This is a genomic window from Kitasatospora sp. NPDC028961 (assembly GCF_055564815.1).
The window spans coordinates 115358-132564 of record NZ_JBVHVO010000013.1; the positions used below are offsets into that span (position 1 = coordinate 115358).

At 74.4% G+C, this 17207-nt stretch carries 1 protein-coding gene (cut by a window edge); it reads left to right on the top strand.

Features of this window, described 5'->3' with window-relative positions; translation table 11 throughout:
- Positions 1-17207, top strand: partial view of an EndoU domain-containing protein gene (locus ACZ4UX_RS22670; RefSeq protein WP_465707965.1) — the 5' portion only. The gene runs 13678 nt beyond the window's last position; the window shows 17207 of its 30885 coding nt (coding positions 1-17207); its start codon is at positions 1-3; its stop codon lies beyond the right edge, outside the window.

The following is a 17207-nucleotide window of genomic DNA, read 5'->3' on the forward strand; positions in this document are numbered from 1 at the left end:
GTGACGGCGCGCAGGCGCCCCTGGAACGACCGGAACGGCAGGCAGCACGTGCCCCACTCGTCGATCGAGGTCAACGCCTCGACAGCACGGTTCTTCACCATCATCACCGGCATGCCCTGGCCGGAGGTGAAGGAGGGAGACCTGCGCGAGCTGCGGGACAGCTACGAGCTGCTGTCCAAGGAACTGCCCGAACTGCGCGACCTGATCATCAAGGTGACGGAGCACTGCAAGGGCCACGTCGAGGGCCAGGCCGCCAAGTCGTTCCTCTGGCAGATGAACTCGTTCGTCGGCAAGACCAACAGCAGCACAGAGGACTACGTGGGGGCGGCGGCCAAGACCGCCGATGCACTGGCCAAATGCGCCGGCGACGTGGCCAACGCGGTCGAGTACACCAAGTGGATGGCCATCGCCCAACTGGTGCAGCTGATGGTCGAGATCGCGCTGGCGATCTTCTGGGCGCCGTTCAGCTTCGGAGCCAGCCTGTCCGGGCTGGTGCTCAGGAAGCTGCTCACCAAGGTCGCGCTCAAGGCGCTGATGAAGTACCTGCTCAAGACCATCGCGATGCACACCTTCTCGGGCATCGTGGGCGGTCTGGTGATGGACAGCATCATCCAGCACCTCCAGATCGGGCAGGGCAACCGCGAGCACACCGACAAGGAGTACACCAAGCAGGCGGCCCTCTTCGGCCTCATCGGCGGTGTCCTCGGCGGCCCGCTGGAGCTCTTCGGCATGGGCCTGGGCAAGCTGCTGGGCCGACTGCTCGGCAAGAGCGGCGGTCGGCTGTTGGCGGACAAGCTGAGCAACTTCCTGGTCCACGGCAACGTCGACGGGCTCAAGGGCCTGCTGGAAGCCGCGGTCAAGGCGGCCGAGAAGGAAGGGGTCGGAGCGCTCGGCAAGGTCAGCAAGGACGCGATCGCGGCTTCGGAGAAGGCCCTCGCGGCGAAGGCCATCTCCAAGGAGGCGAAGGCCGCTGCCAAGGCCTTCTCCCGGGACCTCGGTAGCCTGATGGAGGCGGCCACCGAGCAGCTGCAGCACGGGTTCGGCAAGACGGGGAAGGGCACCCTCGGCGAGATCTTCGTCAAGGAGATGGAGCAGATCTTCACCAAGCACTTCGGCAAGGAGGTCGGCAGCGCCGCGGCCGCCAAGGCGCTCGGCCGGGAGTTCGGTGAGGCCTTCGCGTCCAACTGGGTGGCCAAGGGTGCCGGCAACGCCGCAGAGCGGGCCGGACTCAAGGACGCGCTCGGATCGGCGCTCTCCCACGGGGGAGTGAAGTTCGAGGGGCGCGAGTTCAGGATGCTGGCCGAGACCCTGCCCGACCTCGCCGAGCACATGTCGGCGGGGAACAAGATGTTCCACCTCGGTGTGGCCGTGGGCGGGTACATCAAGGCGGGCGTGCAGAACGTCCTCACCGAGGGCTTCTACAACCTCATCTTCGGGGAGAACCACGAGTTCACCGTCACCGGGGGCAGCTTCGTCGGCGGCATGATGACCGGGATGATGGGCCACATGATGCACCTGGGGGCCACCCCCCTGATGCACAGGTACACCCAGTGGGTCCATGACACCCAGCACGCGGCGGTGGCGGATGGTGCGTCCAAGAACTTCCCTCTCCACCACCCGATCAACTTCGCCGCTCTGGCCTGCCTCGCGTCCGGCAAGGTCGTCCCGTACCCGGTGCCCCGGATGGGCCACAGCGGGTCCTTCGACGCCGCCGTCCTGGCGCGTGACCCCTCGCTGGAGAACGTGGCGAAGGGCATCTCGCACGCCTCGGGGGTGAAGATCGACTCGCCGAAGGCCGACCCCGAGGTCGCCAAGCTGATGCAGCAGCTCCTGCAGCACATGGACTTCCACTCGGACGCACCGATCGGTCTGCACGCCCTGGAGTTCCTCGGAACCCACGACGCCCCTGCCACGCCTCCGCCGGCGCGGCCGTCGAAGACGTCCAACAGCGGGGACGCGCAGGTGGCGCCGAGCGCCAAGCCGGCCACCTCGACCACCACCGGGACAGCCACCACCCCGCCCGTCCGGGTGCAGTCGCACGACGACCCCGCGACCGGCCCGAAGCCGGACGCGCCGAAGTCCGACGCACCGCGGCAGGAAGCCCCGAAGGCCGGCACGCCCGGCAGGCCGACACCGCGGGCCACCCAGTCCGCCACCGACCTGCCGCCGGTCCAGCACCACCGGACCGACGTGCCGAACGAGCCCGGACAGCAGCGGACCGCGACCGCCACGGCGTCGACCACCGCCGGGCACCAGGATGTCACCCGCCCGGCGCCCGTCCCCACCGCCTCGTCCGACCACGACGCCCCGGTCCCCCCGCCGCCGCACGCGCCCACCCCGCGCCCCCCGGCCGGCCCGGACGAGAACGGGCGCCACCCGGTGCAGGAGCCGCTGCCCACGGACGGGCCGCGGCCGACAAGGCCCGAGCGGCAGACCGAGAGCATCGCCTCGGTCCTGCTGGGCCAGGAGCCCACCCGCGACCGCCGCAACCCGGCCGACGAGCCGCCGGTGCCGACGCCGCCCCGGACCCCGGACGAGCGGTCGCCGCTGACCCCGCGCATGCCCACCGAGTCCGCCGACCAGTCGGTCGCGGGGCCGCCCCTCGCAGCGGTCGGCCACATCCCCGCTGCTGGGGACGCCCCCGACCCGCTGACGCCCACCGTCGTCCCGCCGCACGCCGGCGAGGAGCAGAACGTCGTGCCGGTGCCACCCGGCTCCCACCTGTTGGCGGACTACACCACAACGGACGTCCGTCGTCCCGCCGGGGCCCAGGACACCGCCGCGCCAACGCCGTTCGAGGCACGGCGCGGAACCCTGCCGGACGGCACCCGGGCGACCGAGCTCGTGCTGCGGACCCACCTGGACACCGCGGGGCTCCCCGCACGGTCCGACCGTGCCGTGGACGCCCTGCGAACCAGGGCCGCGGCCGCCGTGGCCGACGCGTACAACTCGGGCCACAGGCTGCCGGACGGCAGCGTGCTCCGGGTCCGGGTGGAGTTCGTCGACGCGCCCGGCGCCGCCCACCACACGGTGAAGCTGCACGCCGGCACCGTGCGCCAGGACGGCGCGAACTGGGGCCTGCGGGTCAGCCGGGACGTGCTCGCCCACGAGCTCGGACACGCCCTCGGTCTGCGCGACAGTCACCGGGAGGTCTACGAGGAGACCGCCCGCAGCGGGCGCCGGGCCGTCCAGGGGCCGGTCCCGCGCGGGCTGCGCGAGGTGGGCGCCGCCGTTGACGGCGCGTTCGCCCCGGTCACCGCTTCGGAGGCCGCCGCGCCCGCGTGGCGCGCCACCATCACGCCGCAGGTCCGCGACGAATCGCTGCTCGGGCCGGAGGGCCGGATCGGCCGTCCGCTGACGCCCGAGCTGCGGGCGGCCGACCCGACGGTGCAGTACGAGCAGAACCCCAACCACACCCTGCGCCTGCGTGCGGACGACGGCATGACGGACATCACGTACTTCCCGGCGCACTGGACGGCGGACGAGGCCGTGTACGCGGCCGAGCAGGCGCATCTCGACGCGGTGGCCCGCGGCCTGCAGCCGACCGACCGCCGCTGGGTGGGCGTGTACGCGGGAGTGCGGATCCTGGGGAACCAGCGGGACGGTGTGATCACCTCCTTCCGCCCCTCGCCCGACCAGCGCGGGCTGACCGCCCCGGCCTACGCGCCGAACCGGCCCGGGACCGCCCAGGCCGGCGGGCCCGAACGCATCGCCGACTACGGCGACCGCCGGACCATGACGGGCGTCCACCACGAGGTCGACTTCGCGGTGGCGATCGCCCACGGCGTCCACGCCGCCCCGGTCGACCCGGCGACCCTCAACCTCAACGGCACCGGTCGGGGGGAGGTCTACTTCCTGGACCCGGCACTGCCGACGGACTCCCCGCTGGCGGATTTCCCCAGTCGCTGGCACCGTCCGGCCGACGCGCCGGCGCCGATGCGCTACCCCGCGGGCTGGACGATCGGGCACACCACGACCGCGGCATGGGAGGTGGCCGACAACCCGGCCCGACAGGTGACGCTGGCCGACGGGACGGTGCACTGGGTCGGCGAGGCCTACGGCATCCGGATCGAGGGGCTCAGCCGGGACGGCCGGATCCTCACCCACCGACCGACCGCCACGCAGCCGGACCCGCACGTGCCGCCGACCGAGATTCCGTCGCCGGTGCCCGGCAGCCTGCGCGAGCCCGGGGCGGTCCGTCCGGACGAGCCGATGCCGCCGACCACGGACGCCATGACGGCTCTGCTGCCCGGGCTGCGGGAGTCCTTCACGCCCGAGGCGTGGGACAGGCCGCACCGGGGGCTTCCGCCGGAGTGGACCGCGGAGGAGGCCCGGTTCGCGGCCGAACAGGTCGCGCGGTCGACACAGGGCGGCCACCCGGACCTCCTGGCCGGTGGCGTGGCGACGCGACAGCTCCGTGCACGCACCTTCGCGGGAGTCGAGGTCGCCGTTCGGGTCGAGAACGGCCGGATCACCGACTTCTGGGGCCAGCGCACGGGTGACGGCACCGCACCGCCCACCGTGGAGACCGGCCCGCGCCGCGTCCTCGGCACCGCCGAGGTCCGCCCGCCGGAGGACGCCTTCGAGCGGCAGCTGTCGGGCCGCCGCTGGCAGTCCTTCGAGGCCACCCGGGTCGAACTCCCCGGCGGGGACACCCGGACCGAGCTGACACTGCGGCTGCACCTGGACACCTCGGGCCTGGAGTCCACGGCCGGAGGGGGCCTGGACGGGCCCACCCTGACCCGGCTGACCGGTCTTCGGGACCGGACGAGCCGGGGTGTCGGCGAACAGTTCAACCGCGACCAGCGACTCCCCAACGGTGATCTGCTGCAGGTGCGGGTGGAGTTCGTGGACAGCCCGGAGGAGGCCCACCACACCGCCGTCGTGCACCGTACGTACGACCGCGAGTCCCTGACGAACTGGAGCCTGGCCACCGACGAGCTGACGCTCGCCCACGAGCTGGGGCACGCGCTGGGCCTGCCCGACGAGTACCGGGAGGTGGCGTGGGGCCCGCGGCCCGTGTACGAGGACGGCGCGCTCATGGCCTCCAATCACCTGGACGGGTTCGGCCTGTTCCTGTCGGACCAGGACCACGAGGGCCGGTCCGTCGGCCAGCGGGCCCCGCTCGGCCTGCCGCCCCGCTACCTCCGTGACCTCGGCGCAGTCGTCGACTCGGCGCTCCACGTGCCGATCCGTCCGGATGCCCGCGGTGCGGTGCCGCTCCGGGCCGGCTTCGACGAGGAGGCCCGCCGCACGTCCCTCCACGGCGACGGGGACGCAACCGGCGGCCACCTGCTGCCGGGGCCCGTCTCGGACCGGCCGCGCCCGGAACGGGTCGGGCCGGTCAACCGCAACGGCACCTTCGTGGTCGATCTTCCGGGCGTCGAGCCGAGGACCACCAGCAGCGCGGCCGGCGATCTCGCGGTCGGGCCCGGCCCCAGGCGGCAGCGGACGATGTTCCCCGAGCACTGGTCGGCGGACGACGCCGTCTACGCGGCCGAGCAGGCCTATCACACGGCCCGTCGCACCGGCCGGGTCACCGAGAACGGTGCCTCCTACCACTGGGTCGGCGAGTACGGCGGTGTGCGCATCGAGGGCGAGGTGACGAACGGTCACTTCTCGTCCTTCCGGCCGTCCGACGACCAGACCGGGCTGGTCACCCCGACCCACGGGCCGGCGCGACCCGTGAACCGGCTCTTCGGCCTGGGGACGGAGGCGCACGGCTGGTTCGGCGACCGGCAGACCCTCACCGGCGTCCACCACGTACCGGCCCCGTCGGCCCCGTCGTCCGTCCGGGCCCACGGCATCGAGGTGACGAGGGTCGGGGAGGCCAACGAGAACGGCACCTACCAGGCCCGGGTCTGGTTCCTCGACCCCACCGTGTCCCCTGGCGCCCCGCTGGCGAACTTCGACTCGCGCTGGCACCGCCGCCCGGACGGAACCGCGCACACGATGTACCCCGCGGCCTGGGACCGGGGCCGCGTCCTGGCCGCCGTCGACGCCGCACACGCGGCGTCGATCGGCCCCCGCCCCCGGCCCGGCTCGGCCGAGCACTGGGTGGGCGAGGCCGACGGTGTCCGGATCGAGGGGATCACCCGGAACGGGATCCACCTGGTCCACCGGCCGACCGTCGAGCAGCCGCACACCCACTGGAGTCAGGAGCACGTGGTCGCGCTGTCCGCGTCGACCCTGCTGGAGACCGGCCCCGGCGGCCCCGGGGTGACCGTCCGGCACGCCCGGTTCGGCAGTGGGCAGGAGGGCGTCGAACTCACGGCCAGGGTGCACCTGAGCTTCGAGGAGGGCACCGAGCCCGCGCGCGTCCAGCGGGTCCGGCGGGACCTGGAGCGGGCGGCCGACGCCTACGCGCGCGCCCAGAACACCGCCGGCGGAACGCCGGTGCGGCTGAACCTCGAGTTCGCGACAGAGGCGGACGGTGCCCACAGCAGCACCATCATCCGCAGGGAGGCCGACACGGAGGTCCTCGACCTGCGGAGGTTCCTGCCCGAGCTGGTCGACGCCCCCGGCCGCCCCTTCCGGGAGCTCGTCCGCACGCTCGCCGACGACGCCCCGAGGACCGGCTGGACCGCCGGCCCCGGTGCCGCGCGCCCGGTGGCGCCCCCGCTGCAGGAGCCCGGTACGCCCGGGACGGGTGAACGCCCGGTGACCGTCAGCCGGATGGCGGAGTCGGAGGCGATGCTCAGGATGGGCTTCGTCCAGCCGCTTCCGCCGACCGCGGGCCGCGGTCTGCCCGCCGCGTGGACGCGGACCGAGGGCATGGCCGCGGCCGCCCACGTGATGGGGAGCGGGAGCGCGCGGCCGGACCTGGTCGACCCGGCCCGACGGGTCCACGAAGGTGCGTTCCACGGGGTCAGGATGGAGGTCTGGACGGAGAACGGCCGGGTCGTGGACTTCCGCGGTCTGCCCGGCCAGACGTTCCCGCCCCAGCACACCGTCCCGGTCCCCGAGCCGACGCAGGCGCCGATGGCCCCTCGGCACCCGGGGGCCTCGGCGGGCGAGTCCTCGTCGTCCTCGTCCTCTTCTCCGTCGTCCTCGTCGACGCCCGACCCGTCGTCTCCGTTGACCCACGAGCTCGCCACCGGACTGGCACCGGATCACACCTCGACCGAGGTCACGGTGGGCGACGCCGGCGCGCAACGCCGTGTCGAGCTGCGTCGGGGCGTGCTGGCCAACGGGGAGGACGCCACCGTCCTCGTGCTGCGCACCCACCTGGACCGCTCGGCACTGCCGACGCACGACGCGGAGCGCGCCCCGATCGACCGGACGGACGCGCTCAACGCGCTGGAGGGCCGGGTCAGGGCGGCCGCCGCGAAGTTCAACACCGGCCACCGGCTGCCCGACGGCAGCCTGCTGCGGGTGCGGGTGGAGTTCGTCGAGAACGCCGACGCCGCCCACCACACGGTGCGGCTGCACGACGGCAGCGCCCGGCAGAACGACCGGAACTGGCATCTGGGCATCTCCCAGGAGCAGCTGGTCCGCCAGCTCGGCCGCGCCGCGGACCTGCCGTTCGAGGTGCACACCGGCGGCGGGTCGGGTCGTGTCGTCCCGGTGCTGAGGCCGGAGCGGCTGCGCGCGCTGGGCGCCCTGGCGGACGAAGTGTCGGGCGGGCCGTTCCGGTCCGACTCGCGGCCCCTGCCGCCCAGGGCGGTGTTCGACGAGGCGGTCCGCGTCAGGGCGCTGACCGGGGACGCCGAGGAGCCGGGCCACCTGCCGGCCGGCCTCGACCCGGAGGCGACCGGCGCGGACCGGGTGCTGGGGCGTCAAGCCAACGGCACCCTGCTGGTCCGGACGGCGGAGGGCGGCTTCAGCACCCTGTTCCCGGCCCACTGGACGGCCGAGCGTGCCGTGTACGCGGCCGAACAGGCGTATCTGCATGCCCGCCGCACGGGTGGGGTCGAGGACGACGGCAGCGGTGTCCGCCGCTGGCAGGGCGAGTACGACGGCGTCCGGATCGAGGGCGAGCTGGCCGGTCAGGGCAGCACGGGCACGTTCGTCTCGTTCCGCCCGTCCGACGGCCAGCACGACCTGACGACGACCGGGTCCGGCCCGGACCGGTCCGCCCACGCCGGCACCCTGCCGGGCGCGGGGCGCCGGGGGGTGCGGCTCCCGGAAGGTACGGCGCCGGACGAGGTCGGCGTCCGTCGGGCGGAGGTCCTGGAACTCGACCGGGCCGTGGAGCCCGGGGCCCCGTTGTCCCGGTTCCCGTCGCGCTGGAGGGTCTCCGGGGAGGGGCACCTGCTCTACCCCGAGCACTGGACACCCGGGCAGGCCGGTCGTGCCGCCGCCACGGCCGAAGCCGGCGACCACACCGTCAACGTCCCCCTGGGGGGCGGCCGCAGGCGCTGGTTCGGTGCCTTCGGCGAGATGCCGATCGCCGGGATCTCACAGGACGACCGGATCGTGGCCCACGGACCGGCCGAGATGGAGCCCGTCGCCACCCCGCACTGGAGGGAGGCCCGCACGCTCTTCCGGTCGTCCGAACGGGCGGTTCGGCTCGGCGCCGACCTGGAGGCGGGCGGCCGCTGGGCCCTCTTCGACAACGGCCACGAAGTGCACCAGCTCACGCTCAGGGTCCTGCTGCGGCCGGCCGACGGGATGACGCCCGAGCAGGTCCAGCACGTGCGGGAGCAGCTGGCCCGCGCGGCCGACCGGCACTTCGAGGAGTACCGCGGCCATACGGACCCCGCCGACCCCACCGGAGACCGGCGGTTGGCGCTGTCGGTGGATTTCACCGACAACCCGCGGGAGGCCGACTGGACCGTCGCCGTCCGCCCCGGGGACGGGGCGAACCTCATCGGCCGCCTGCCGGCGGCGCTCCACCCGGACCGGGCCGCCGAGCTGGTCGACGCCGTGTCCCAGGCCACTCGTTCCGCGCGACACGACATGGACCCCGAGTACGCGCCCCTGCTCCGCCTGCGCGACCCGGCGGACAACCACGGGGCGGCGCTCGACGCGGTCGAGGTGCCGCCCCCGGCCCAGGACCCGGCGCGGATCCGGCGCGCGTTCGACGGGGTCGCCTGGGAGAGCGGCGGCTTCGGCCTGCCGGCGCAGTGGTCCCACGGCGAGGCCCTGCACGCCGCCCACCACGTCTTCCAGGAGCTGGGGGGCCGGGACCGGGGCCGTCCGCAACCCGAGATCCTCACCGGCGAGTTCGCCGGCGCCGACATCAGGCTGCTGATCGACCGCGGACAGATCATGAACTTCTGGGCCGCGCCGGGCCAGCGCCTCGGCGACCAGGCCTCGGCGGCCCCGGCACCGGCGCCCGTGCGGGTGCTGGCCACGGCGGAGGTCCGACCCCCCGCCGACCCGTTCCTCGCCGGCCTCCGGGCCCAGTCCGTCCAGGCCTACGAGGCTCAGCGGGTGGCGACGTCCGACGGCGACACCAAGACCGTCCTGACCGTCCGGATCCATCCGCTTCCGATCGACCTGGGCACGAGCCTGACCGAGACGACGCGCAACCTCGACCGGATGCTGCTGACCGCGGAGAGGGGCGTCCGGGAGGTCTTCAACCACGGCCAGCGACTGCCCAACGGAGACCTGCTGGAGGTCGCGGTCCAGTTCGTCGACCGCGCGGAGGACGCCCACCACGTCGTCAACGTCCGGCTCGACCAGCCACAGGAGAGCGCGCGCAACTGGGGCGTGCACTCCGCGCCGAGGACCGTCGGTCACGAGATCGGCCACCTGCTCGGCCTCGGGGACGAGTACCGGCGCGCGGAGGCCGGGCCCCGGCCGGTCTACCCGGAGGGCGGCCTGATGACCGCTCCCACCCTCGACCAGCGCGGCCGGGTCTGGTACGACGCGGACCACCCCCTCATGGAGGAGCGGCGGACCACCAACCCGGATGTGGCGCTGCGGCCGCACAACCTGGACGAGCTGGGCGCGGTGCTCGACGCGGTCTTCGCGACCGCCCCCCGGCAGGCTCGCGCCGGAGAGCTCCCGGCCCGGGCGTCGTTCGGCGAGGACACCCGGCGGGCCGCGCTCCACGGCGGGCCGGACGGCCTGGGCGGCCACCTGGTCCCGCCGGCCGGCTCCCACCGGCCCCGGCCGGAGCCCACCGGGGCTGCGAACCGCAACGGCACCTACCTGGTGGCCGGTGCCGAGGTCCTCGGCGACCGGTTGGCGGAGGCGCCGGACGGACGCTTCACCAGCCGGTCGTGGCGGATGATGTTCCCCGACCACTGGACGGCCGACGACGCGGTGTACGCGGCGAAGCAGGCATACCTGGACGCACGCCGGACCGGAAACCTGACCGAGACGGGCCCCGTCTCGTACCACTGGACCGGTGAGTACGCCGGAGTCCGCATCGAGGGCGAGATCCGGGGCGGCGACTTCACCTCGTTCCGGCCCTCGCTCGACCAGCGCGGGCTCGAAACCCCGCACTGGCTGCGGCCCGGGGAGGGGTCCCGCTTCGGCCACCGGGTCGAGGACCTGGCCCGCTACGGCGACCGGTACACCCTCGACGGCGTCCACCACCAGGGGCGGGCCATGACGCCCGCCGACCACGGCCTGCGCATCGACGCCCCCCAGCCGGAGAACGCCAACCACACCTACCGGGCGACCGTCTGGTACCTGGACCCGACGGTCTCGCCGCACGCGCCGCTGAGCGAGTTCCCCTCCCGGCAGTACCGGCGGGCCGACGAGCCGAGCCAGATGTTCTACCCCAGGGAATGGGGGCCCGAGGAGCTCCTCGACCAGGTGGACCGGGCCTACGGAGCCAGGCTGCACGAGACGGAGCTGTCGGACGGGAGCGTGCACTGGATCGGGACGTCCCGGGGCGTCCGGATCGAGGGCATCGTCCGCGACGGGCAGCACCTCGCCCACCGGCCGACCAGCTGGCAGCCGTTCCGCAACGGTGACGGCGGCAGGGTCGTGGAGACCTTCGTGCGGCACCCGCTGCAGGAGGACGGCGACCACAACGGCGTCACCTTCCGCCGCGACCTGCTCGGCAACGGCGAGCTGCGCAGCGAGCTGGTCGTCCAGGTACGGGCGGGCGACACCACCCCCGAGCAGCGCCGCGCTCTCCAGCAGGTCGCGGACAGGTACACCCGGGAGGCACTGCGGCCCGGCGACCCGGCGGTCCGGGTGCGGCTCGACTTCGTGGCTCCCGAGGCCGTCGCCCCGGGGCGGCCGCCGCTGTCGCCGGCCATCGACTTCGTGTTCGAGACGAACCTCCGCTCGCGTCTGTGGGACCTCCGCCGCCTCGTCACCGAGCTCGACGCGGCCCATCCGGTGACCTGGGAGCACCGCACCCGCGGGGACGACGCCCCGCCGGCGGCACCGCTGCGCCCGCCGGTGACCCCCGGAACCGGCGAGCGTCCGGAGACCGTGTCCCGCGTGGAGGCCGGCGAGGACGTGGGGCTGGCCGACGCACCGGACTTCGCGGCCGACCTCGCCGCCGGGGCGGGCCGCGGCCTGCCCCCGGAGTGGACGGCTGTGGAACGCCGTTACGCTGCGCGCAGGGTCGCGGCGCAGGCCGACCTCACCGAAACCCCGTCGCAGACCGTCGAGGGGAGCTTCGCCGGGGTTCCCCTGCGGGTCGAACTGACGAACGGTCGGATCACCGACTTCGAGGGGGTCCCGGACGGGCCCTTCGCGAACCAGTACCGACCCCGCCCCCGCGAGGAACGGCCGGACCTGCAGATGCTGCACGCGCCGACGCCGGTCCAGCAGTTCGAGCAGGCCCCGGTGGCGCACACCGCTCCCGAGCCGGCCCCCTCGCTCCACCTGGACCTGGACGGCCTCTGGCACCGGCCGCGGCACGACGACGGCAGCCCGGCCGGGCTGCTGCGCCCGGAGCACCGCCCGCCGCGCCCGGAGCCAGTGGTGGAGCACAACGGGACGGTACGGGTCCACGACTGGTCGCTGTCGCCCCACGTGGAGGCGGACTCCCCGCACGCCCACTTCCCGTCGAGCTGGCGCCGCCCGGAGAACGCCCCGGGCCACGTCTACTACCCGAGGGACTGGACGGCCGACGCGGCCCTCGCGCACGCGCGTGCCGCGTCGGCGCTGCCACTGCGGGAGACCCCGCTGGCGGACGGCCGCACCCACTGGGTCGGCGAGTCCGGCGGGGTGCGGATCGAAGGGGTCCGGGACGCGGCCGGAGCGGTGCTCCTGCACCGTCCGACGCCGGACCAGCCGCACGCGCCGTACCGGGCCTGGAACGAGGACGGCGTGGTCCACCGCTCGGGCAACGAGGGGACGGACCGGCGGGGCCGGCTGGGGATCGAGTCGGTCCGGCGGGTGCTGTTCGACAGTGGGCAGGAGGGCTTCGAGGCGGTCACCCGGGTGCACGTGAGCGTGCCGGAGGGCACCGCGCCGGAAGTGCTGGCGCGCCGCCAGGACTACGTCCGCCGGTTCATCGAGGGCTTCGTCAGCCTGGTCGAACGGCGTGACGTGGGCGTCCCGGGCCTGGTCCGGGTGGACGTGCGGTTCACCGACGATCCCGCGGCGGCCTCGTTCCGCGTCGACATGCCGACCGCCCGGCACGCGAACTCGACGGAGCTGGTGCCGCCGTTCCTGCGCGGGGTCAACACGCGGGGCATGGAGCGGGCGGAACAGCGCCTCGACATCATCGCGCCGCGCCTGGCGGAGGAGGCGTACGCGGCCGTCCTGCCTCCGGCCGAGCGGCGCCCCGGCTACCTGCTGGAGCGGCCGGCGGGTGTCGAGGCCCTGCCGGGGACCCGCTGGGTGGAGGGCGCCGAGGCGGCGTTCCCGCACTGGCCCACCCGGGACCTCTCCGACCGGGCGGGCCGCGGCCTGCCCGAGACCTGGACGGCCGAACAGACCCGCTACGCGGCGGACCGGATCATGGCCGACGCCGAGCGCCGGGGCGAACTCCCCTCCGGGACGGGGACGGTGTTCCACCGGGGCGAGTTCGCCGGGCAGCGGATCGAGATCCGGCTGGAGGACGGGCGGGTCACCGATTTCTGGGCCCAGGACGCCCCGGTCCGGGTCACCCCGCTGCACGACAAGGCGCTCCAGTTGGAGAGCACCCAGCGCCACCAGGGCTTCGACATCCACCGCAACGACCTGCCGGGCGGCGACCGCGAGACCCTGCTGACGATCCGGGTGACCCTGGACGTGGCCGACGTCGACCTCTCGCTGCCGGTATCCGCCCAGCGGCTGGAGACCCTGCGGCAGTCGGCGCAGGACGGCGTCGACCGCCTGTTCAACCAGGGCCAGCGGCTGCCCGACGGCGACCGGCTGCGGGTGCGGCTGCAGTTCGTCGACCCCGACGAGGACCCTCATGTGACGGTCGAGGTGCGCACCGCCTCCATCCGGGAGGACAACCTCACCTGGGCGCTGGGCACCACCGAGACGACCATCATCCACGAACTGGGCCATCAGCTCGGCCTGCCCGACGAGTACCGCGACGCCGCGGAGGGGGCGCGCGCGGTGTACCCGGACGGTGGCCTGATGGGCGGTACGTACATCGACCCGTCCGGCCGGGTGCAGATCGAACAGGACAACCGGTTCGGCGGCGAGATCGAGAACCGGGAGCGCTTCCTGCAGCCGCGCAACCTGCGCCAGCTCGGGGCCGTCATCAACGGCGCCTGGCACGCGGACGGCCGGTCGAACGCCGACCGGTTCGCCTCCGACGGCCTGCCCCGCCGGGCGCTGTTCCGTCTGGAGACGCGCCAGGAGGCCCTGTCCGGCCTCCGGCCCGGAGAGACCGGCCATCTGGCGCCGCGTCCGGGCGACGCGCAGCAGCGGCCGGAGCCGGTCCCGGGCTCGGAGAACCTCAACGGCACCTACCGGGCGCGGGTCCGCACCACAGCGGGCCTGGGGGACGAGTCCTTCCAGGCGCCGCGACGCGCTGCGGACGACAGCACGCCCGCTCGCTCCCGGCTGACCCGGATGATGTTCCCGGAGCACTGGACCACCGAGCAGACGGTGTACGCGGCCGAGCAGGCCTACCTGGACGCCCGCCGCAACGGTGGGATCCGCGAGAGTGGCCTCGGCCACCGGTGGACCGGCGAGTACGGCGGCGTGCGGATCGAGGGCGAGCTGCGGGGTTCCGAGTTCGTCTCGTTCCGCCCGGCCGACGACCAGCGCGGGCTGGAGACGCCCGACCACCTGCCGTACCGGCGCGTCGACCAGCCCTTCGACCAGCGGATCGCCGACCTGACCCTGTACGGGGACCGGCAGACCATGGACGGCGCCCACCTCCGGCCGACCGAGGACTCGGCCCGCTGGCACGGCGTCGAGTTCGGCGAGCCGGTGGAGACCAACGGCAACGGCACTTACCGGGCCGCGGTCTGGTTCCTCGACCCGACGATGAGTACGGACGACCCCCGGAGCGAGCTGCCGTCCCACTGGTACCGGCGCGCGGACCAGGAGACCCACACCTTCTACCCCCGCACCTGGCTGCCCTCCCGGGTCGAGCAGGCGGTGCACGAGGCTCACCGGAACGCGACCGTCGAGCGGCTGCCGGACGGCCGGACCGAGCGCTGGGTCGGCCTGGCGCACCTCCCCGGGGAGGCGCTGCCCATCCAGATCGAGGGGCTCACCCGGGACGGCCGGCACCTGGCCCACCGCCCGACCGTCCACCAGCCGGAACAGCCGCACCCGCAGTGGCGCGGCGACGCCGTGGCGGCGCGGTCGGCCGAGCGGCGCACCACCGTCGCCCCCGACAGCGACCTTCCGGTGACGATCCGCCATGTCCGTTTCGAGAGCGGCCAGCCGGGCATCGAGCTCTCCGCCGCCGTCCACCTGCGGACCGAGGGCTCCACCCCCGAGGAGCGCGCCCAGTACCGGACCGAGGTGCAGGAGTCGTTGGACGCGCACCTCGACAGCCTGTCCAGCGGGGACGAGCCGCTGGTCCGGCTCCGGGTGGAGTTCACCGACGACCCGGCCGACGCCCATTCCAGCCTGCGGGTCCCCCACGACGACGACATCGACCTCGAAGCGTTGCTCCCCCGCCTCATCGCGGCGGCGGACGGGGACATCCCCGGGTACATCCGTGAGCTGGCCGACGAGTCGCCCGCCACCGGCTGGCGCCTGCTCCCCAACGCCGCTGCCGGGCCGCTGCGCGAGCCCGGCACGCCCGGAACGGCCGAACGGCCCCTCACCGTAGACCAGTTGCGGGACTTCCGTGGCGATGTCGACGCCTCCTTCGGCCCCTCCTCCGTCCTCCACCCGGCTCCGGTACTCCCCGGGGGCTGGTCGCGGGAGCAGGGTCGGTACGCCGCCCACCGCGTGCTCACCGTCGAACCGGGCGTGCCCGACCCGCAGCAGCCGGGCGTCATGACGCACCGCGGTCGGGTCGCGGGCGAGTGGTTCGAGGTGCGCGCCGTGGGCGGGCTCATCGACCGGTACAGCCACGATCCCGACGGTGAGACCCCGCCCGGGACGCCGCACTCGGACGCATCGGCCATGTCGGACGTCGAGATGGCCGAGGTCTCGCCCTCCCGCAGCCACCGGCCGGGCGGCCAGGGCGGCAGCGGCTCCGGCGTCGGGGGCGGCCAACATCCCCAGGGTCACCTCGGCCAGGAGGCGGACGAGTTGATGCCCCTCGCGCTCGGCCAGGACGACATCGACATGGCGGAGGCCGTTCCCCTGCCGACCGGGAACGAGCCGGCGAACCTCCTCTTCGACGACCTCGGTCTCGACCCCAACGCCCTGCCCTTCGACCCCAACGCCCCCGGCGCCTTCGACTTCCTCGGTGATCTCGACTTCCTCGGTGATCTCGGCGCCCTCGGAGTCCTCGGCGGCCTCGGCCCGGACCAGCTGGGCGCCGCCGCGCCGGGATCCTCGCTCCGGCCGGGGTACTCGTCGGCCCGAATCTCCGGGGCGCCGAACGCGCCCGACTCGGGCGTCTTCTCGGCCAGTGCCCTGCGTTCCTTCGAGGCACGGCGCGGCCTGCTGCCCGACGGGGACCGGGCCACCGAACTCGTCCTCCGGGTCGGGGTCGACACCTCCATGCTCGGATCGGACCAGGTCGCGGTCGAGGCGACCGTGCGTGACCTCGCCCAACGCGCACAGCAGGGGGTCGACGAGGTCTACAACGTCGGCCACCGGCTGCCCGGCGGCGACCGGCTGATCGTCCGCGTCGAGGTCGCCCCCGCCGAAGGGGTGGTGGACCACACCGTCAAGCTTTTCCCCGGGCGCGTCCCGGACGGCGACAACATGGTGGAGTGGCGGCACGACCTCCCGGGCCAGTCGATCGCCCACGAACTCGGACACTGGCTGGGTCTGCCGGACGAGTACCGCCGGGTCGACCGCTTCAACTGGGCCCGGCACACCGACGGCCGGCTGATGGCCGCCCAGTACCTGGACGAGTTCGGCCGCTTCGGCATCGATGTCGACGCCGGCATTCCCGACAACGGCGGCCGGGCCACCGCGGCCTTGGCGCCGCGCCACCTGCGCGAGCTCAACAAGGCCGTCGACGCTGGGCTCGGACGGTGGCAGGCCGAGCCCAGCGTCCCCGGCACCCCGCCGGCCCGGGCCGCCTTCGACCGGGCGGCCCGCCACACCGCGCTGTACGGCGACGCCGGGCAGCCCGGCGGCCATCTGCTGCCGCCGCCCGGCTCCGAGCGGGTCCGCCCGACCCGGACCGTCACGACGCACGACAACGGCACCCTGGTCGTCGAGTACCCGGCGGCCACCGGCCGGCCCCGTGCCGACGTCTCCGGCGACCGGGCCGGAGACCTCGCCGTCTCCGCCGCCGCCGCCACGCAGCCCCGCCGGCGCACCCTCTTCCCGGAGCACTGGACGGAGGAGGACGCGGTCTACGCGGCCGAGCAGGCCTATCTGGACGCCCGCCGCACCAACCGGGTCGTCGCCCTGGACGGCACGCCGGGCACGTTCGGCCCCGAGCGCGCGACCCACCGCTGGACCGGTGAGTACGCGGGCGTCCGGATCGAGGGCGAGGTGCTGATCGCGCGCGCCCGGTCCGGGCGGGAGTTCCTCTCCTTCCGCCCCTCGGACGACCAGACCGGCCTGGCGGCGAGCCCGCTGGTGCCCGCCCCGCCGATGCGGCCGGGGCCCTTCGGCCAGCGGGCCGAGGACGTCGTCCGGTACGGCGACCGCCAGACGCTGACCGGCCTCCACCACGAGCTGACCGAGATCGCCACCGGGCACACCCAGGAGGAACTGCTGCTGCTTCACGGAGTGCGGCTCGTCGACAGCGGTCCGGCCGAGCACAACGGGACGTACCGGGCCGTGGCCCACTTCCTCGACCCCCGGGT